Source organism: Streptomyces sp. NPDC047869 (assembly GCF_040704065.1).
Taxonomy (GTDB): domain Bacteria; phylum Actinomycetota; class Actinomycetes; order Streptomycetales; family Streptomycetaceae; genus Streptomyces.
The window spans coordinates 35,472-52,061 of record NZ_JBEYRK010000045.1; the positions used below are offsets into that span (position 1 = coordinate 35,472).

The following is a 16,590-nucleotide window of genomic DNA, read 5'->3' on the forward strand; positions in this document are numbered from 1 at the left end:
TTCAGCAGGACGGGCGACACACGCAGCCCGCATAGCGGACGAGGTCCATATGGACCCTCCGCCACAGGCGCACACAGGTGTCGGTCACGATCCGGAGTACAGCACGCTGCCGGACCCCGGTCAACTCACCGTCACCATGCGGACAGCGGGTGACGGATGCCTTGGTCAGCGCACGCCGGAGCCGGTTTTCGCCTCCTGTTCGACCGAGCCGCCCACGGCCGCCTCCGCTGCCGCGTACAGGTCGGCCGGGCGTACCCCGCTCAGCGCGGTGACGAGGTGGCCGTCGGGGCGTACGAGCAGCACGCTGTGCGCCGGCGCACCCGGGTATTCCTCGGCGACCAACAGTTCCGCCGGATGCGGAAGCGCTGTCACCGCGGCGGCGAGCCGGGGCATGACCCCGGCGGACACCCAGTGCTTGCGGTCCCACACGCCCGTACCGGGCGCGATGAGCACCACGAGCAGCGCGCCGTGGCCCAGCCGGTCGCGCAGCCGTACGAAGGAACCATCCTCCGCCGTGACGCGCACATCCGTGACCGGTGCGCCCGGCGCGGTCCCGACCGGGGTCTCGCCCTCCAGACGCCCCGGCGCGAGCGGCGAGTCGGCGTACGCCCCCGGCGCACCGAGCGGGCCGCGACCCAGATGACCGTCCGTGAGCAGTGCGTCGTGGCCGCGGGCCGCGCCGGGGACGATGTGGCGCAGCCCGCCACCGCCGCGCAGCACCGGCAGCACCTGGTCGGCTGCGCGCAGCCGGGCGGCGACCACCGCGCGGCGCTCGGTCTGGTAGCTGTCGAGCAGGGCCTCGTGATGCCCGTGGTGCCAGGCCGGGGCCAGCTTCCAGGCGAGGTTGTCGGCGTCCCGGAGTCCCTCGTCGAGCCCCTGGGTGCCGAGCGTGCCGAGCAGGTGGGCTGCGTCCCCGGCCAGGAAGACCCTGCCTGCCCGCCAGCGCCGGGCCAGCCGGTGATGCACCGTGTGGACACCGGTGTCGAGCAGGTCGTACGGCGGCGGAGTGGAGCCGTCCGTCCAGCCCGCGAGGGTCTCGCGGATCCGGGCCACCAGCAGTTCGGGCGTGACCAGGTCCTTGCCCGGCGGCAGCAGCCAGTCCAGGCGCCACACGCCGTGCGGGAGGGGACGGGCGGTCACCTCCCCGGCCGAGGGCCCGGACTGCCGCCACGGCGGCATCCGGTGGAGCAACGCCTGGCCCTCCCACGGAAGTTCCGTGCGCAGTGCGGCGACCGCGTGCCGCTCCACCGCCGTACGGCCCGGGAAGCGGATGTCCTGCAGTTTGCGCACTGTCGAGCGGGGGCCGTCGCAGCCGACCAGGTAACTGCCGCGCCACCAGGTGCCGCTGGGGCCTCGGGTGTGGGCGGTGACGCCGGAGCGTTCCTGCTCCAGCGAGTCGAGCCGGCTGTCCGCGGCGACCTTGACCAGCGGCTCGTCCGTGATGGCCGCGCGCAGAGCACCGGTGAGGGAGTGCTGGGCGATGTGCAGCGGGGCGGGATCCGCCGCGTCGAAGGTGATCTCACCCATCACCTGCCTGCGCCGCACCGACCGGAATCCGGTCCATCTCATCCCCTGGTCACCGAGCGGGGTCCCGGTCAGCCGCTCCACCAGGGCGGCCGTGTCCTCGCGCAGTACGACGGTGCGCGCAGGGCGCGGTTCGTCCTTGCCCGGGCCCTCGTCCAGGACGACGGAGGGGACGTCCTGACGGGCCAGCGCCAGGGCGAGCGTGAGCCCGACGGGCCCCGCTCCGACGATGATCACCGGGTCCACGGCGCGGCGCCCCCTGCCCGCAGCGGTGCCCTCGGGGATGTGTGTGAACAGAAGGTTGGAGCAGGGTGCACGATCACAGAATGTATGCAACCCATTGGCAGAGTTTGCGTCAAGCGACCGGAGGCAGTGGCGATCACGCCACTGCCTCCGGGGGCCGTACGGGTGACGTGATGCTCTGTCAGACGATGCCACCGGGGCCGGCGCCGGCGCCGACACCGTCCCCGCCCGCCGTCGTACCCGGCGTGTCAGTGACGTCCTGGGCTCCGAGGACCGCACCGGTCGACTTCTTGCGTCGCCGCAGCCGGCCCTCGAGCCAGCTCGCGAAGGAGGTCAGCGAGAAGTTGATGGCGATGTAGATCGCGGCCACCACGGTGAGAGAGGCGATGATGTTGGCACCGTAGTAACCACTCATCGTGTTCGCCGAGGAGAGCAGTTCGGGGAAGGTGAGGACCGCGCCACCGATCGCGGTGTCCTTCACGATCACGACCAGCTGGCTGACGATCGCAGGCAGCATTGCGGTGACCGACTGGGGCAGCAGGATGAGCCGCATCACCTGGTTCTTGCGCAGACCGATCGCGAAGGCCGCCTCGGACTGGCCCTTGGGCAGGGCGAGGATGCCGGCCCGGACGATCTCCGCGAGCACCGACGCGTTGTAGAGGACGAGACCGGTCACGACCGCGTAGAACGGCCGGTCGTTCGAACTGATGTTGGTGTACTGGGCGAACAGAGCCAGCCCGAAGATCATCAGGACCAGTACCGGGATCGCGCGGAAGAACTCGACGACGGCCGCCGCAGGGACACGTATCCAAGCGTGGTCCGAGAGACGGGCGATGCCCAGTACGGCACCCAGTGGCAGCGCGATGACCATCGCGAGCGCCGCCGCCTCCAGTGTGTTCTGCAGACCCGGCCAGATGTATGTCGAGTACGCTTCCGAGCCGGTGAAGAACGGCTTCCACAGCACCCAGTCCAGCTGACCCTTGTTGTCCAGGGCCTTGTAAACCCACCACACGACGGCCGCGAGGGCGACCAGGAAACCCGCCGTGTACAGGACGTTGCGCCGCTTGGCGCGGGGTCCCTGGGCGTCGTACAGGACCGAACTCATCGCTTCACCGCCACCTTCTTGCCCACCCAGCCGAGGATCAGACCGGTCGGCAGCGTCAGGCAGCAGAACCCGAAGGCGATGACAGCGGAGATCAGCAGCAGCTGTGCCTCGTTCTCCACCATCTCCTTCATCAGGAGCGCCGCCTCCGCCACGCCGATCGCGGCTGCCAGCGTCGTGTTCTTCGTCAATGCGATCAGCACGTTGGCCAGCGGGCCGACGGCCGCGCGGAAAGCCTGGGGCAGCACGATCAGGCCGAGCACCTGCGTGAAGCTCAGGCCGATGGCCCGGGCCGCCTCCGCCTGGCCGACGGGAACCGTGTTGATGCCGGCGCGGATCGCCTCGCAGACGAAGCAGGACGTATAGACGATCAGGCCGAGCACAGCCAGCCGGAAGTTGCTCGTGTCGACCACGTCCGAGCCCAGCGTGATGCCCAGCGTGTCCCTCAGGCCGAGGGAGGCGAACAGGATGATCACCGTGAGCGGGATGTTCCGCACGATGTTCACGTAGCCGGTGGCGAAGCCGCGCATCAGCGGCACCGGCCCCACCCGCATGCCGGCCAGCAGCGTGCCCCAGATCAGGGAGCCCACGGCGGACAGCAGTGTGAGCTGCACCGTCGTCCAGAAGGCGCCCAGCACGTCGTACTTGTCAAGAAAGTCGAACACGATCTCCCGCGCTTCCGCGTGTAGGGATGCCCGGGTGCGCCGCGGTCAGGAGCGGCGCACCCTGCGGGCGTTGCCTCAGCTCTTGATCTCGCCGATCTTCGGAGCCTGCTCGTTCTTGTAGTCGGCCGGGCCGAAGTTCTTGTCCACGGCCTTCTGCCACGAACCGTCGGAGACCATCTCCTCCAGGGCCTTGTTGATCTTGGCCTTGAGGTCGCTGCCCTTCTTGACGCCGATGCCGTAGTTCTCGTTGGTCATCTTGAAGCCGCCCAGCTTGAACTTGCCCTTGAACTGGGACTGAGAGGCGTAGCCGGCGAGGATCGAGTCGTCCGTGGTAAGGGCGTCGATCGCCTTGCTCTGCAGACCGGTCAGGCAGGCCGAGTACGTCGGGTACTGCTGGAGCTGGGCCTTGGGGGCCAGCTTGTCCTTGACGTTCTGCGCCGACGTCGAGCCGGTCACCGAGCACAGCTTCTTCTTGTTGAGGTCCGCCGGCGACTTGATGGTGTTGTCGTCCGCGCGGATCAGCACGTCCTGGTGGGCCAGCAGGTACGGGCCGGCGAAGTCCACCTTCTGCTGACGCTCCGGGGTGATCGAGTAGGAGGCGGCGATGAAGTCGACGTCGCCACGCTGCAGCATGGTCTCGCGGTCGGCGCTCTTCGACTCCTTCCACTCGATCTGGTCCGCTCCGTAGCCAAGCTTCTTCGCGACATAGGTCGCTACGTCGACATCGAAGCCCGAGTAGCCCTGCGGGGTCTTCTGGCCGATGCCGGGCTGGTCGAACTTGATGCCGATCGCGATCTTCTTGCCGCCACCGGAAGAGCTGTTGTCGTCCTTCTTGCCGCCGCCACAAGCGGTGGCGCCCACAGCGAGGGCGAGTACGGCGGCCGAGGCGGCGGTGACCTTGCGGAGCTTCATGGTGAACATCCTTTGCGTGGTGAGAGAACGAGGCCGGTGAGGGACGGGCGACCCCGGAACGTCAGGGCGCGCGGGCTCCGCGCCGTCAGTGGTGCAGGATCTTCGACAGGAAGTCCTTGGCCCTGTCGCTGCGCGGCGCGCTGAAGAACTGGTCGGGGGCGGCCTGCTCGACGATGCGGCCGTCCGCCATGAAGACGACCCGGTTCGCGGCCGAACGCGCGAAGCCCATCTCGTGGGTGACCACGATCATCGTCATGCCCTCGCGGGCGAGCTGCTGCATGACCTCGAGGACCTCGTTGATCATCTCGGGGTCGAGGGCCGAGGTCGGCTCGTCGAAGAGCATGACCTTCGGGCCCATCGCCAGCGCCCGGGCGATGGCGACGCGCTGCTGCTGGCCACCGGAGAGCTGCGCGGGGTACTTGTCGGCCTGGGTGCCCACGCCGACCCGGTCGAGCAGGGCGCGGGCCTTTTCCTCGGCCTGCTTCTTGTCCGTCCTGCGGACCTTGATCTGGCCCAGCATCACGTTCTCGAGCACGGTCTTGTGCGCGAAGAGGTTGAAGGACTGGAAGACCATGCCGACGTCGGCGCGCAGCCGGGCCAGCTCCTTGCCCTCATGGGGCAGCGGCTTCCCGTCGATCGTGATGGTGCCGGCGTCGATGGTCTCCAGCCGGTTGATGGTGCGGCACAAGGTCGACTTCCCGGACCCGGAGGGCCCGATGACCACGACGACCTCGCCGCGGGCGATCGTCAGGTCGATGTCCTGGAGCACATGCAACGCGCCGAAGTGCTTGTTGACGCTCTTCAGGACGACCAGTTCGTCGGTCGCGGCCACGTCTTCCTTGGCCACCGATACTTCGGTCATCGCTCTCGGGCTCCGTCCTCCTCGGTTTCGGTGGACAGTAGTGAGACGCCGTGACCTGCGTCATCACATCTGAGGGGAATCTGAGCATCACGATCCGATAGCAATCGGACACGTGTCGTAGCACTTGCGTTCTGTGCCACGTATCGGGCGCATAACGGAAGCGGCAGGCAACCGGAACCCTCTTGACGCCGTCCTTGTCCATCGGCGTGACTTCCATCGTGCACGCGCGCGTGCTCGTGAGATACAAGCCGAACGAGAACCACGACCGTACGACCACTGAACCGGAGGGGGCGGCGATGAGACTGCTGCTCGTCGAGGACGACAACCACGTCGCCGCGGCCCTGTCCGCGGTCCTCGCGCGGCACGGCTTCGATGTCACCCACGCGCGCAGCGGCGAGGAGGCCCTCCAGGCGCTCGTCCCCGAGGGCGCGGGATTCGGAGTGGTCCTGCTCGACCTGGGCCTGCCCGACCAGGACGGCTACGAGGTCTGCGGCAAGATCCGCAAGCGCACCAGCACCCCGGTGATCATGGTCACCGCCCGGGCCGACGTCCGCTCCCGCATCCACGGGCTCAACCTGGGCGCCGACGACTACGTGGTGAAGCCGTACGACACCGGAGAACTGCTCGCCCGGATCCACGCCGTCAGCCGGCGCAGCGTGCACGAGGACCCCGCGCCGGACGCCGGGAGCGCGCTGCGGCTCGGGTCCGTGCACATCGAGCTGCCCACCCGCCAGGTCAGCGTGGACGGTTCGGTGATCCAGCTGACGCGCAAGGAGTTCGACCTGCTCGCACTGCTCGCCCAGCGGCCCGGGGTGGTCTTCCGGCGGGAGCAGATCATCAGCGAGGTGTGGCGCACCAGCTGGGAGGGGACCGGACGCACCCTGGAGGTGCACGTCGCCTCCCTGCGTTCCAAACTGCGCATGCCCGCGCTGATCGAGACCGTACGAGGCGTCGGCTACCGGCTCGTCGCCCCGGCCGCGTAGCGGGGACGGGTGCGCACCCGGCTGCTGCCGCTGCTCATCGTCCTGATGGCGGCCGTGCTCCTCGCCCTGGGCGTGCCGCTCGCCGTCAGCCTGGCCGCCGCCCAGCAGCAGAACGTCGTCGTCGACCGGATCGACGACACCGCGCGCTTCGCCGCGCTCGCCCAGTTCGTCACCGACGTCCCCACCGCGTCCCGCCCGTCCACCACCGACGAGCGCCGGCAGACCCTGCGCCGCGAACTCGACAGCTACCACGGCGTCTACGGCATCCGCGCGGGCGTCTTCTACAGCAATGACGCGGCCATGGCCAACGCGCCCGGCGACTGGCTCCTCCCGCGGACGGGGGAGGTGCGGGAGGCCTTCGACGAGGCGCTGCTCAGCCGCCGCAGCCACGACCCGCGTCAGGTGTGGCCCTGGCAGCGCGGCCGGCTGGTCGTCGCCTCACCGGTGATCCGGGACGGGGACGTGGTGGCGGTCGTGGTCACCGACTCGCCCACCGGACAGCTGCGCTCGCGCATCCTGCGCGGCTGGCTGGTCATCGGGGCCGGGGAGGCCGCCGCGATGCTGCTCGCCGTCGGTGCCGCGCTGCGGCTGACCGGCTGGGTGCTCAGACCGGTACGCATCCTGGACGCCACCACGCACGACATCGCCACCGGGCGCCTGAAGTCCCGGGTCGCGGTCGGCGGCGGACCGCCGGAACTCAGGCGGCTGGCCCGATCGTTCAACGAGATGGCGGACAACGTCGAGGACGTCCTGGAGCAGCAGCGCGCCTTCGTCGCGGACGCCTCGCACCAGTTGCGAAATCCGCTGTCGGCGCTGCTGCTGCGCATCGAACTGCTCGCCCTGGAGCTACCGGAGAACAACGCGGAGATCGCCTCGGTGCGCACCGAGGGCAAGCGCCTGGCACAGGTCCTGGACGACCTGCTCGACCTGGCGCTGGCCGAGCACGCCGAGGCCGACCTCCGGCTGACCGACATCGGCGCGCTGGCCGAGGAGCGGGTGGCGGCCTGGGCACCGACCGCCGACGCCAAGGGCGTCCGGCTCACCGGTGACTGCCCTCCGACGACCGGCTGGGCCGACCCGATCACCCTGTCCAGCGCGCTGGACGCGGTGATCGACAACGCCGTGAAGTTCACGCCCGAGGACGGCACGGTCGAGGTCACCGTGGCCTCCAACGGCGACAGCACGACCGTCCGGGTCAGCGACACCGGGCCCGGGCTGACCGACGAGGAACTCACACGCGTGGGCGACCGTTTCTGGCGCAGCGGCCGTCACCAGAACGTCAAGGGTTCCGGGCTCGGCCTGTCCATCACCCGCGCCCTGCTCGCCGCGGGCGGCGGCTCGATCGGCTGCGCGCACCACGAGCCGCGGGGGCTGACGGTCACGGTGACGGTGCCGCGGCACGCCGAGCCGCGCTAGACACCCTCCGGGACCGGCCGGGCGCGCGTGCCCCGGGCGAAGCCCGCTACGGCTTGACCGACTGGTAGTAGCGCCGGGCGCCCTCCTGCAGGGGCAGCGGGTCGGTGTAGATGGCGGTGCGCAGGTCGACCAGCTGCGCGGAGTGGACATGGGCGCCGATGTCGTCCCGGCTCTTGATCACCGTGCGGGTCACCCACTCGGTCAGCCGGGGATCCATGTCCGCGCGGGTCATCAGCACGTTGGACACCGCGATCGTCGCCACCGTCGAGCCGTGCTGCACGCGCGGGTACGCCGACTCGGGGATGTTGGTGGCCCGGTAGTAGCGCCCGGCCTCGCCGGCCGCGTGCAGCTTGGCGACGAGGTCGCCGTCGATCGGCACGAACTTGAAGGCGGCCTTCCTGGCCAGCCCCGCCAGCCCCTTCGTGGGCAGCCCGCCCGACCAGAAGAAGGCGTCGATCTTGCCCTGTGCGAGGCGCGAGGGCCCGACGTCTATGCCGTCCGACACCGGCGTGACGTCCTTGTGCGGGTCGATGCCGGCGGCCCTGAGCACCCGGTCGGCGATCAGCCGCACCCCGGAGTCGGGCAGGCCGGTGGCCACCCGCTTGTGCCGCAGGTCCGCGACGCTGTCGACGTCCGAGTCACGCGGCACGATGAGCTGCACGTAGTCGTCGTACAGCCGGGCCACTCCACGCAGCCGGCCGGACGAGCCGGGGTGCCGCCGCTCGTACGTCCCCACCGCGTCGGCCGCCGCGATCGTGAAATCGGCATGCCCGTCGACCACCCGCTGCACGTTCTGCTGCGAGCCGGCGCTGTTCAGCAGCTTCACCTCCAGGCCTGGCATGTCCTTGGCCATCTCGGTGCGCAGCCGCTCGCCGTACTCCTGGTAGACCCCGCGGGACGTGCCCGTACTGAAGACGATCGTCCCGCTCGGCGGCTTCTCGCCCAGGGGAAGCAGCCACCACAGCAGCAGCCCGAGGACCACGGCACCGGCGGCCGCGCTCTGCAGCGCCCGGCGCCTGCTGACACGGGGGAACACCTTGGACATGCGGGCGATCCTGCCAGCCGACCGCCGGGCTGACCAGGGCCGGGGCCACCGCGGGGTGCGGCGGCGGCGCGGGCCCGGGCTGTCGGTGGCGGCCGTTAGAGTCGCGGCATGAGCACTTCCCCCGCCCGGCTCGTCCGCGAATTCCACCTCGCCTTCGGCCTCGACGCCCACAGCACACCCACCGAAGTGGCTCCCGAGCTGGCAGCGCACCGCGGGGAACTGCTCGCCGAGGAGGCCGCGGAGGTCGCCGAGGTGTCGGTCGAGGGTCCGCTGGACCGGCTCGCGCACGAGCTGGCCGACGTGGTGTACGTGGCGTACGGCACCGCGCTGGTCCACGGTGTCGACCTCGACGAGGTGATCGCCGAGATCCACCGCTCCAACATGAGCAAGCTGGGCCCCGACGGCCAGGTCGCCCGGCGTGCCGACGGCAAGGTCCTCAAGGGGGAGCACTACCGGGCGCCCGACGTGTCGGCCGTGCTGCGCCGCCAGGGCTGGACGGCGGACGGCGCGGCCTGACACCCGCGGCCAGGCGGGCCAGGCGTCAGGCCGTGCCGAGCCCGCCGGGACGGATGGTGGGCGACGACGCTGAGCGAGGCCGGGAGAAACGCCTAGGCTGAGGACCGAGGATTTCGCCCGCATCCGGTCTCGGCCGCTCTCGCCGGCCGGGAGATCGGGGGCCCGTCTCCTGTGTGAAGGCGGTGACGTGCCATGCCGTACGCGGTGGTGAGCGCGCTGAGCCATCCCGGACTGGTCCGCGACCGAAACGAGGACAGCCTCGTCGCCGGTCCGTGGACGCTGTGCGCCACGGTCACCGAGAACCCGCAGACCCTGTTCTTTCCGCTCGGCACACCTCTCGTCGTCGCCGTGGCCGACGGACTCGGCGGACATCCCGGCGGCCATGTGGCCAGCGCCCTGGTGGCCCGCCGGATCGCATCCGCAGGTGCGGCACTGGACTGCGAGGACGCCGTCCGCGACGCCGTGGACGACTGCAACCGCGCCATCCACGCGGCCGCCGGCGGCGACGCGGGAAGCGGGCTCGCGACCATGGGCACGACCGTGGCCGGCGTCGTCCTGCGGCCCGGCTCACTGCTGGTGTTCAACGTGGGCGACAGCCGGGTCTACGCGGCTGACCACGAGGGACTGCGGCTGCTGAGCGTCGACGACCGGCCCCCGCCGGATTCCGCGTGGGGCGGTACCCACCTCGTCACCCAGTGCCTGGGCGGCAGCCCCGCGTACCGTCGCGTCCGCGCCCATGTGACCGCGCGGCCTCTCTCGCCTGGCGACCGCTGCCTGATGTGCACCGACGGCCTGACCGATCCGCTGCCGGACGACGTGCTCGACGAGGTGATGCGCGAGCATGACGACGGCCGGGCGGCCTTCGAACTGTGGAAGGCCGCCATCACGGCGGGCGGCCCGGACAACATCACGCTGGCCGTCGTGCGTGTGGCGGACGAGTGAAGGGGACCCACCTCATTGTGGCAGCCGATCCCGCTCGTCGGAGTGTCCTCCGTAGCCCGTGTTGAGGACCTGCCGGCGGCTCACTGTCCGCGCGTCTTCAACGATCGGCCGGGCTGAGCCAGGTGCTGCGCACCACCTTGTCCTCGCCTGCACTCGCGAGGTACCGGCCGTCCGGATAGAACGCCACGGCGTTCACCGGGCGGTCGTGCTTGACCGTCAGCAGGGGCACTCCTGTGTCGGCCCGCCATACGCATACGGTGCCGTCCCCGGCGCCGGTGGCGAACAGCTCACTGTCGGCACTGAACGCCACCGCCCTCATACCGCTGCGGTGCGCGACGAGAGCGCCGGCCTGAGACGCGCTCCGTTCGGCCGGCGCGAGATTCCCTTACGACGGCGACCTCACTCGGTGCGAGTTCTCGTTCACAGTCCCGTTGGGAGTGGGGTGAACGTGCCGCCGCGCTCGGCGAACCTCGTCAGGTTCGCGGCCGGTTCACGATCCTGGTCGGCGGCCTCGTCGATGAAACGTTCACAGGCCGGCGCATGGCAGTGATCCTGCCGCGCCCAGGACGGCGGACAGGCCTCCGGTAATGAAGGCCGCGCCGAGCGAGAGGCTCACCGGCTCGCTTTGACGATCAGTTTGGCCTCGCCTTCGTCATCATGCCGAAGGTGACGGCCGCGACGACGTCACAGGTGTCGGCGAACAGGCGGGCCAGCTCCGGGATCTTATCCAGGTGGCCGGCCTTGACCTGGTTCCAGTGGGTCTGCCTGAATGGACGGCCCAGCCCCTGGGCGAGGCGAGGATCTCCTCCGCCGCCTTGTGCGCGTCCGCGCCGTCTCTCTCGAAGTTGTCGGCGAACTCCCGCATGGCGTCAGCCATGTGACGGTAGTCGTTCTCGTCTGCCTTCGGGAATTGGATGCGATGTAGTCCAGGACCTGGTCCAGCCAACCCGGCAGCGCGTAACCCATTCCCGTGCAACCCCCGCCCAGCCAATAGCAGTTCAGACAGGGCAATGTGAACAGCGCGCAAGCAGTCGAACATTGATTCCTCGCTAGGGAGAGGGCTGGCGGAGGGAGTGGTCAAGGTGAGTCACGCCGCAGCGTGCCGACTCGATCAAGCCGTCGGCGGAAGGCCGTCACAAGCGGTGGACCACGGCTCAGGTCACCTGGGGAATCACATGGCCGCATGCCCTTGCGAAAGGGGGTGACGGTGACACGACAGCAGCGTGCTGGGCGTTCGCGTCGCGGACCAAATTGGCCGGGAAGAATCCCGCCCCCGGGCGTCGTGCGCATGGCCTCGAGCAGCCGCTCGTCCGTGGTCCCGGCGGCTGTCAGAGCCTGCGCGAGACCCTAGAGGCCCCGTCCACGGAGTTCACGGGCGGATCACCGCACCATCAGCCAGGCGGCCGAGTATCCCGGGAGTGCCAGTGCGGCGCACCCACTCTGGAAAGCGAGGGAAATGAGCTCCCAGGAACCGCCTACCCTTGACCCATGACCAGCAGCAGCGACCGGAGCCCCGCAGTGGACGTGCCCGCACCCAAGAGTTACGAGATCCGCACGTACGGATGCCAGATGAACGTCCATGACTCGGAGCGACTGGCCGGGCTGCTGGAGGACGCCGGGTACGTACGCGCCCCCGAGGGATCCGACGGGGACGCCGACGTCGTCGTGTTCAACACGTGCGCGGTGCGTGAGAACGCCGACAACCGGCTGTACGGCAACCTCGGCCGGCTCGCGCCGCGCAAGGCGTCCCGGCCCGGCATGCAGATCGCGGTCGGCGGCTGCCTGGCACAGAAGGACCGCGACACCATCGTGAAGAAGGCGCCCTGGGTGGACGTCGTCTTCGGTACGCACAACATCGGCAAGCTGCCCGTCCTGCTGGAGCGCGCCCGCGTCCAGGAAGAGGCGCAGGTCGAGATCGCCGAGTCGCTGGAGGCCTTCCCCTCCACGCTGCCGACCCGGCGCGAGAGCGCGTACGCGGCCTGGGTGTCGATCTCCGTCGGCTGCAACAACACCTGCACCTTCTGCATCGTCCCGGCGCTGCGCGGCAAGGAGAAGGACCGCCGCACCGGCGACATCCTCGCCGAGATCGAGGCTCTGGTCGGCGAGGGCGTCTCCGAGATCACCCTGCTGGGCCAGAACGTCAACGCCTACGGCTCCGACATCGGCGACCGCGAGGCCTTCAGCAAGCTGCTGCGCGCCTGCGGGAGCATCGAGGGCCTGGAGCGGGTGCGGTTCACGTCCCCGCACCCGCGCGACTTCACCGACGACGTCATCGCCGCCATGGCCGAGACGCCGAACGCCATGCCGCAGCTCCACATGCCGCTGCAGTCCGGCTCGGACACCGTGCTGAAGGCGATGCGCCGCTCGTACAGGCAGGAGCGCTACCTCGGGATCATCGAGAAGGTCCGCGCCGCCATCCCGCACGCGGCGATCACCACCGACATCATCGTGGGCTTCCCCGGCGAGACCGAGGAGGACTTCGAGCAGACCCTGCACGTCGTCCGCGAGGCGCGGTTCGCGCAGGCCTTCACCTTCCAGTACTCCAAGCGGCCCGGCACCCCGGCCGCGACCATGGAGGACCAGATCCCCAAGGAGGTCGTCCAGGCCCGCTACGAGCGGCTGGTCGCCCTCCAGGAGGAGATCTCCTGGGAGGAGAACAAGAAGCAGGTCGGCCGCACGCTCGAGCTGATGGTGGCCGAGGGCGAGGGTCGCAAGGACGGCGCCACCCACCGGCTCTCCGGCCGCGCCCCCGACAACCGCCTGGTCCACTTCACCAAGCCGGAGCAGGAGGTGCGCCCCGGTGACGTGGTCACGGTCGAGGTGACCTACGCCGCCCCGCACCACCTCCTCGCCGAGGGCCCCGTCCTCGGCGTGCGCCGCACGCGCGCGGGCGACGCCTGGGAGAAGCGCAACGCCGCCGAGGCCGCCAAGCCGGCGGGCGTGCTGCTCGGCCTGCCGAAGATCGGCGTTCCGGCGCCGCTGCCCGCCGTCGCGAGCGGCTGCGGCTGCGACTGAGCGGCCGGGGCGCCGGCCGGCGGGCGGTTCGACCCGGGTCCCGGCCCGGGGCCGGTCCGCGCCTCGGCGCGGAGCTCGGCGTGAGGTAACGCTCCGTCTGCGTACGGCGTTACCCTGCCGCTCATGCTTGTCGCCGCTGCTGTCTGCCCCTGCCCACCGCTGCTCGTGCCCGAGGTGGCCGCGGGTGCCGCACCGGAACTGGACCCCGCGCGCGTGGCGTGCGCCGACGCGCTCGGCGTGCTGGCCGCCGCCCGCCCCGACACGCTCGTGGTCGTCGGGCCCGCCGAGCGCAGCGGGCGCGGACGGCACCCGCAGGGTGCCCGCGGATCCTTCCGCGGCTTCGGTGTCGACGTCGCCGTACGGCTCGGCCCCGCCACGGACGCCGCCGGCGAGCGTGAGCTGCCGCCGTCGCTGGCCGTCGCGGCCTGGCTGCTGGAGCGCACCGGCTGGGCGGACGCCCCGATCGAGGGGCTCGGCGTCGGGGAACCGCTCGAACCCGGGCGGTGCGTGGAGACCGGCAGGGAGCTGGGTGCCCGGGCCGGGCGGGTCGCGATGCTGGTGATGGGAGACGCGAGCGCCTGCCGCACCCTCAAGGCGCCGGGCTACCTCGACGAGCGGGCGGCCCCCTTCGACGCGGCGGTGGCACGCGCTCTGGGCGCGGCGGACGTGGCGGCGCTCCAGGCGCTGGACCCCGGACTGGCGTACGAACTGAAGGCCTCCGGACGCGCGCCCTGGCAGGTTCTCGCGGGCGCGGCGGAGGGCGCGGGCCTGGAGGGCACGCTGCTGTACGAGGACGCGCCCTACGGAGTGGGATACCTGGTCGCCACCTGGTCGTAGACCCCCGAGCGGGCCGCGCGAAACGGCGGACGGCCGGGAGGCATGGTGCTCCGCGGCCGTCCGGCGAGTCGTGTGCCGTTCAGGAGGTGGGCGGCGGGCCCTCCGGCCGGGCCGGGGGCTTCGCACCGCTGACGTGCGGCTCCTCCTTGTGCGCGAGGCGGTCCATCGCCTCCTTCGCCCTGCCCGTGCCGGCGTGGATCCGGTCGGAGTACTTGCCCTTGGTCCGCTCGTCCACGGCACGCGCGGCCTTGTCGATGCCGTGCTGCACCCGGTCCCCGTGCCGGCTCGCCAGATCCGACACCTTGTCCTTGGCCGGACCCAGCCTGGCCTTCATGTTCTCCAAAAGACCCATGCTCCACCTTCCCTGACGGGGACGGTCACCTGCGGGCGCCCTCCCCGGCCTCGCTGTCGGCGGCCTCGTCCGCGGACTGCTGCTTGGGGATCTCCGCGCTTTCGGCACCCTCGGCACCCTCGGCGCCGTCGGAGGCGCGGGTTCCCGAGCCGTCCGCCCCGGCCGCCACGCCCTCGTGCCCGTCCTCGGACGAGCCCGGCGCCTCCGCCGGCGCCGCGCCCTCGACCGCCTCCGGCGCCGAGGCGTTCTCCGGCGCGTCGTCACCCGGGACCTCGGCGGCCGACGCCTCCCGCTTCGCCTTCGACCTGCCGAGAAGCCGTGCAAAAACGCCCATAACCACTCCATACGTTACTCGTGCGGGCGAAATCCCGCGTCAAGCGGTGCGTCCGTTTGCGCCACCCGGCTCACCGCCTCCAAAGACCGAGCGGGCGGTATCCCGGTGCAACGAACCGGCATGCGCGCCGTCACGTAACTCGTTCGAGGCGCGGCCGTGAGGTTTGCGAGACTGGTGCGGTGAGCAGCGCAGCCCCCGCCCCCCGCGTCATCGCCGTCGTCGGCCCCACAGCGGCCGGAAAGTCCGATCTCGGCGTGTTCCTGGCCCAGCGACTCGGCGGCGAGGTCGTCAACGCCGACTCCATGCAGCTGTACCGAGGGATGGACATCGGCACCGCCAAACTGACGCCCGAGGAACGGGCCGGTGTCCCGCACCATCTGCTGGACATCTGGGACGTGACAGCCGCCGCCTCGGTCGCCGAGTACCAGAAACTCGCCCGCGCGCGGATCGACGCGCTGCTCGCCGAGGGCCGCTGGCCGATCCTGGTCGGCGGCTCCGGGTTGTATGTACGCGGGGCGGTCGACAACCTCGAGTTCCCCGGCACCGACCCCGTGATCCGGGCCCGCCTGGAGGAGGAGCTGGCGCTGCGCGGCTCCGGCGCGCTGCACGCCCGCCTGGCCGCCGCCGACCCCGCCGCGGCCCGCGCCATCCTGCCCGGCAACGGCCGCCGCATCGTCCGCGCCCTGGAGGTGATCGAGCTCACCGGGCAGCCCTTCACCGCGAACCTTCCCGGCCACGACTCCGTCTACGACACCGTGCAGATCGGCGTGGACGTCGCCCGTCCCGAGCTCGACGAGCGCATCGCGGCCCGGGTCGACCGGATGTGGGAGGCGGGGCTGGTGGACGAGGTGCGCGCGCTGGAGGCGCGGGGGCTGCGCGAGGGCCGTACGGCCTCGCGCGCGCTCGGCTACCAGCAGGTGCTCGCCGCGCTCGCCGGGGAATGCACCGAAGCGGAGGCGCGGGCCGAGACCGTACGCGCCACCAAACGCTTCGCGCGCCGCCAGGACTCCTGGTTCCGGCGCGATCCGCGGGTGCACTGGCTGAGCGGTGCGGCGGCGGACCGCGGGGAACTCCCGCGGCTGGCCCTGGCTGTGGTCGAACGACCGGTTACAGCCTGATCACGTGATGGCATCGGGATGCGCCGCCGGTCAACGCGGCCTGTGACGCCGTGCCATCATCGAGCTTCGATCGACCAAGTGGAGTCCTAGTTGGGAGGGCGCGTGGCGATGGAGGCCGGCCCTCGCGACACCGCACGAAGTGCCGAGCAGATCACGACCGACCCCGGTGAACCGGAACAGGGCGAGGATCGTCTGACCGACGACGCGGAGCGACTCACGGACGACGGCCCCGACGACACCGAGGGCGGCGTCACCGCCGACGGCCCGGCGCCCGAGGAGATGTACGCGAGCGGTCCGGAGGTCGAGGTCGAGCTGCGTCCGCAGCGGCGGCTGCGCATCTGGCAGCTCGCGCCGATCGTGGCCCTGGCCGCGGGCGGCTCCCTGATGTTCGCCTTCCCGCTCGCCTTCGACTTCGGCGACAGCGGCGCGGTCATCGCCATGCTGGGCCTGCTGATCTGCTCCTGCGCCGCGGGCTGGGGCATGATGGCCGCCCGCCGGGTGGGCTACACCTGGCCGGGCCTGCCGGCACGGGGCTCCGGACGCCGCCCCGACTGGCGGGTCGTCCTCGCCTACGTGCTCCTGGTGGCCCTCGTGGCCGTCCTCGCCGTCTGGCGCGTGGCCCGGCTGCGCTAGTGTCCCGGTCTTGAGTTCTGGTCTCGCCTCGTGAGTCGCCTTCCGTTTCAGATTCGGGCGTTTGCCAGTTGCGAGGTGGCTGGGGGCGGTG

General features: G+C 71.0%; 18 protein-coding genes and 1 pseudogene. 8 read left to right on the forward strand and 11 right to left on the reverse strand.

Annotation, left to right across the window (positions count from 1 at the left end; all coding sequences use genetic code 11):
• Position 1 precedes the first annotated feature (1 nt).
• From AB0924_RS36080 to AB0924_RS36105, 6 genes are all read right to left on the reverse strand, one after another.
• Positions 2-49 (reverse strand): hypothetical protein, encoded by a 48-nt coding sequence (locus AB0924_RS36080; RefSeq protein WP_309506048.1) that lies wholly within the window; start codon positions 47-49, stop codon positions 2-4.
• A 116-nt stretch (positions 50-165) separates the two neighbouring features.
• Positions 166-1,770 (reverse strand): FAD-dependent monooxygenase, encoded by a 1,605-nt coding sequence (locus AB0924_RS36085; protein ID WP_366913710.1) that lies wholly within the window; start codon positions 1,768-1,770, stop codon positions 166-168.
• A 178-nt stretch (positions 1,771-1,948) separates the two neighbouring features.
• Entirely contained in the window at positions 1,949-2,872 is a 924-nt protein-coding gene (locus AB0924_RS36090) for an amino acid ABC transporter permease (RefSeq protein WP_358939151.1), read from the reverse strand.
• Positions 2,869-3,534, reverse strand: coding sequence for an amino acid ABC transporter permease (locus tag AB0924_RS36095; RefSeq protein ID WP_358939149.1), 666 nt, complete (start codon positions 3,532-3,534; stop codon positions 2,869-2,871). The genes AB0924_RS36090 and AB0924_RS36095 overlap by 4 nt, the downstream gene beginning before the upstream one ends.
• A gap of 75 nt (positions 3,535-3,609) precedes the next feature.
• On the reverse strand, positions 3,610-4,446 hold the full coding sequence (locus AB0924_RS36100; protein ID WP_358939147.1) for a glutamate ABC transporter substrate-binding protein: 837 nt from the start codon (positions 4,444-4,446) through the stop codon (positions 3,610-3,612).
• An 85-nt stretch (positions 4,447-4,531) separates the two neighbouring features.
• The gene (locus tag AB0924_RS36105; protein WP_358939145.1) at positions 4,532-5,308 is read right to left on the reverse strand and encodes an amino acid ABC transporter ATP-binding protein; all 777 of its coding nucleotides are present in this window, start codon (positions 5,306-5,308) and stop codon (positions 4,532-4,534) included.
• 296 nt (positions 5,309-5,604) lie between these two features.
• On the opposite strand from AB0924_RS36105, the gene AB0924_RS36110 reads away from it, so the two are divergent.
• Positions 5,605-6,291 carry a response regulator transcription factor gene (locus tag AB0924_RS36110; protein ID WP_366913712.1) on the forward strand — a complete coding sequence of 229 codons (687 nt, stop codon included), beginning with the start codon at positions 5,605-5,607 and terminating at the stop codon, positions 6,289-6,291.
• A gap of 9 nt (positions 6,292-6,300) precedes the next feature.
• Positions 6,301-7,707, forward strand: a complete 1,407-nt coding sequence (locus tag AB0924_RS36115) for a HAMP domain-containing sensor histidine kinase (RefSeq protein WP_358939141.1) — start codon at positions 6,301-6,303, stop codon at positions 7,705-7,707.
• Positions 7,708-7,753: 46 nt separating this feature from the next.
• On the opposite strand, the gene AB0924_RS36120 is transcribed toward AB0924_RS36115, so the two are convergent.
• Positions 7,754-8,752, reverse strand: coding sequence for a TAXI family TRAP transporter solute-binding subunit (locus AB0924_RS36120; RefSeq protein ID WP_366913713.1), 999 nt, complete (start codon positions 8,750-8,752; stop codon positions 7,754-7,756).
• A 108-nt stretch (positions 8,753-8,860) separates the two neighbouring features.
• Here AB0924_RS36120 and AB0924_RS36125 point away from each other — a divergent pair, with 108 nt between their 5' ends.
• Positions 8,861-9,268 carry a MazG nucleotide pyrophosphohydrolase domain-containing protein gene (locus tag AB0924_RS36125; protein WP_366913714.1) on the forward strand — a complete coding sequence of 136 codons (408 nt, stop codon included), beginning with the start codon at positions 8,861-8,863 and terminating at the stop codon, positions 9,266-9,268.
• Positions 9,269-9,460: 192 nt separating this feature from the next.
• Positions 9,461-10,210 carry a PP2C family serine/threonine-protein phosphatase gene (locus AB0924_RS36130; protein WP_366913715.1) on the forward strand — a complete coding sequence of 250 codons (750 nt, stop codon included), beginning with the start codon at positions 9,461-9,463 and terminating at the stop codon, positions 10,208-10,210.
• 97 nt (positions 10,211-10,307) lie between these two features.
• On the opposite strand, the gene AB0924_RS36135 is transcribed toward AB0924_RS36130, so the two are convergent.
• Positions 10,308-10,439: a WD40 repeat domain-containing protein gene (locus AB0924_RS36135; RefSeq protein ID WP_366913718.1), complete on the reverse strand. Its 132-nt coding sequence runs from the start codon at positions 10,437-10,439 to the stop codon at positions 10,308-10,310.
• A 27-nt stretch (positions 10,440-10,466) separates the two neighbouring features.
• A pseudogene (locus tag AB0924_RS36140) lies at positions 10,467-10,538 on the reverse strand (hypothetical protein); the annotation flags it as partial.
• A gap of 1,160 nt (positions 10,539-11,698) precedes the next feature.
• Here AB0924_RS36140 and miaB point away from each other — a divergent pair.
• Both miaB and AB0924_RS36150 read left to right on the forward strand, forming a co-directional pair.
• Positions 11,699-13,225, forward strand: a complete 1,527-nt coding sequence (gene miaB / locus AB0924_RS36145) for a tRNA (N6-isopentenyl adenosine(37)-C2)-methylthiotransferase MiaB (protein ID WP_358936738.1) — start codon at positions 11,699-11,701, stop codon at positions 13,223-13,225.
• Positions 13,226-13,348: 123 nt separating this feature from the next.
• A complete protein-coding gene (locus tag AB0924_RS36150) occupies positions 13,349-14,062 on the forward strand; it encodes a class III extradiol dioxygenase subunit B-like domain-containing protein (RefSeq protein ID WP_358936736.1) in 714 nt (237 codons plus the stop codon).
• Between the two features lie 79 nt (positions 14,063-14,141).
• Here the strand turns inward: AB0924_RS36150 and AB0924_RS36155 are convergent, their stop codons facing one another.
• Together AB0924_RS36155 and AB0924_RS36160 are read right to left on the reverse strand one after the other, a co-directional pair.
• Positions 14,142-14,414 (reverse strand): antitoxin, encoded by a 273-nt coding sequence (locus tag AB0924_RS36155; RefSeq protein WP_358936734.1) that lies wholly within the window; start codon positions 14,412-14,414, stop codon positions 14,142-14,144.
• 25 nt (positions 14,415-14,439) lie between these two features.
• A complete protein-coding gene (locus AB0924_RS36160; RefSeq protein ID WP_358936732.1) occupies positions 14,440-14,748 on the reverse strand; it encodes a hypothetical protein in 309 nt (102 codons plus the stop codon).
• A 179-nt stretch (positions 14,749-14,927) separates the two neighbouring features.
• On the opposite strand from AB0924_RS36160, the gene miaA reads away from it, so the two are divergent.
• Together miaA and AB0924_RS36170 are read left to right on the forward strand one after the other, a co-directional pair.
• Positions 14,928-15,866 (forward strand): tRNA (adenosine(37)-N6)-dimethylallyltransferase MiaA, encoded by a 939-nt coding sequence (gene miaA, locus AB0924_RS36165; protein ID WP_366913717.1) that lies wholly within the window; start codon positions 14,928-14,930, stop codon positions 15,864-15,866.
• 108 nt (positions 15,867-15,974) lie between these two features.
• Positions 15,975-16,499, forward strand: a complete 525-nt coding sequence (locus tag AB0924_RS36170) for a hypothetical protein (RefSeq protein WP_358936751.1) — start codon at positions 15,975-15,977, stop codon at positions 16,497-16,499.
• Positions 16,500-16,590: the final 91 nt, after the last annotated feature.

What these genes read in the sequence shown, in the direction of transcription:
- AB0924_RS36090 (WP_358939151.1), bottom strand. Translation starts at nt 2,872, where the DNA reads ATGAGTTCGGTCCTGTACGACGCCCAGGGACCCCGCGCCAAGCGGCGC.
- AB0924_RS36100 (WP_358939147.1), bottom strand. Translation starts at nt 4,446, where the DNA reads ATGAAGCTCCGCAAGGTCACCGCCGCCTCGGCCGCCGTACTCGCCCTC.
- AB0924_RS36105 (WP_358939145.1), bottom strand. Translation starts at nt 5,308, where the DNA reads ATGACCGAAGTATCGGTGGCCAAGGAAGACGTGGCCGCGACCGACGAA.
- AB0924_RS36110 (WP_366913712.1), top strand. Translation starts at nt 5,605, where the DNA reads ATGAGACTGCTGCTCGTCGAGGACGACAACCACGTCGCCGCGGCCCTG.
- AB0924_RS36120 (WP_366913713.1), bottom strand. Translation starts at nt 8,752, where the DNA reads ATGTCCAAGGTGTTCCCCCGTGTCAGCAGGCGCCGGGCGCTGCAGAGC.
- AB0924_RS36125 (WP_366913714.1), top strand. Translation starts at nt 8,861, where the DNA reads ATGAGCACTTCCCCCGCCCGGCTCGTCCGCGAATTCCACCTCGCCTTC.
- AB0924_RS36130 (WP_366913715.1), top strand. Translation starts at nt 9,461, where the DNA reads ATGCCGTACGCGGTGGTGAGCGCGCTGAGCCATCCCGGACTGGTCCGC.
- miaB (WP_358936738.1), top strand. Translation starts at nt 11,699, where the DNA reads ATGACCAGCAGCAGCGACCGGAGCCCCGCAGTGGACGTGCCCGCACCC.
- AB0924_RS36150 (WP_358936736.1), top strand. Translation starts at nt 13,349, where the DNA reads ATGCTTGTCGCCGCTGCTGTCTGCCCCTGCCCACCGCTGCTCGTGCCC.
- AB0924_RS36155 (WP_358936734.1), bottom strand. Translation starts at nt 14,414, where the DNA reads ATGGGTCTTTTGGAGAACATGAAGGCCAGGCTGGGTCCGGCCAAGGAC.
- AB0924_RS36160 (WP_358936732.1), bottom strand. Translation starts at nt 14,748, where the DNA reads ATGGGCGTTTTTGCACGGCTTCTCGGCAGGTCGAAGGCGAAGCGGGAG.
- AB0924_RS36170 (WP_358936751.1), top strand. Translation starts at nt 15,975, where the DNA reads ATGGAGGCCGGCCCTCGCGACACCGCACGAAGTGCCGAGCAGATCACG.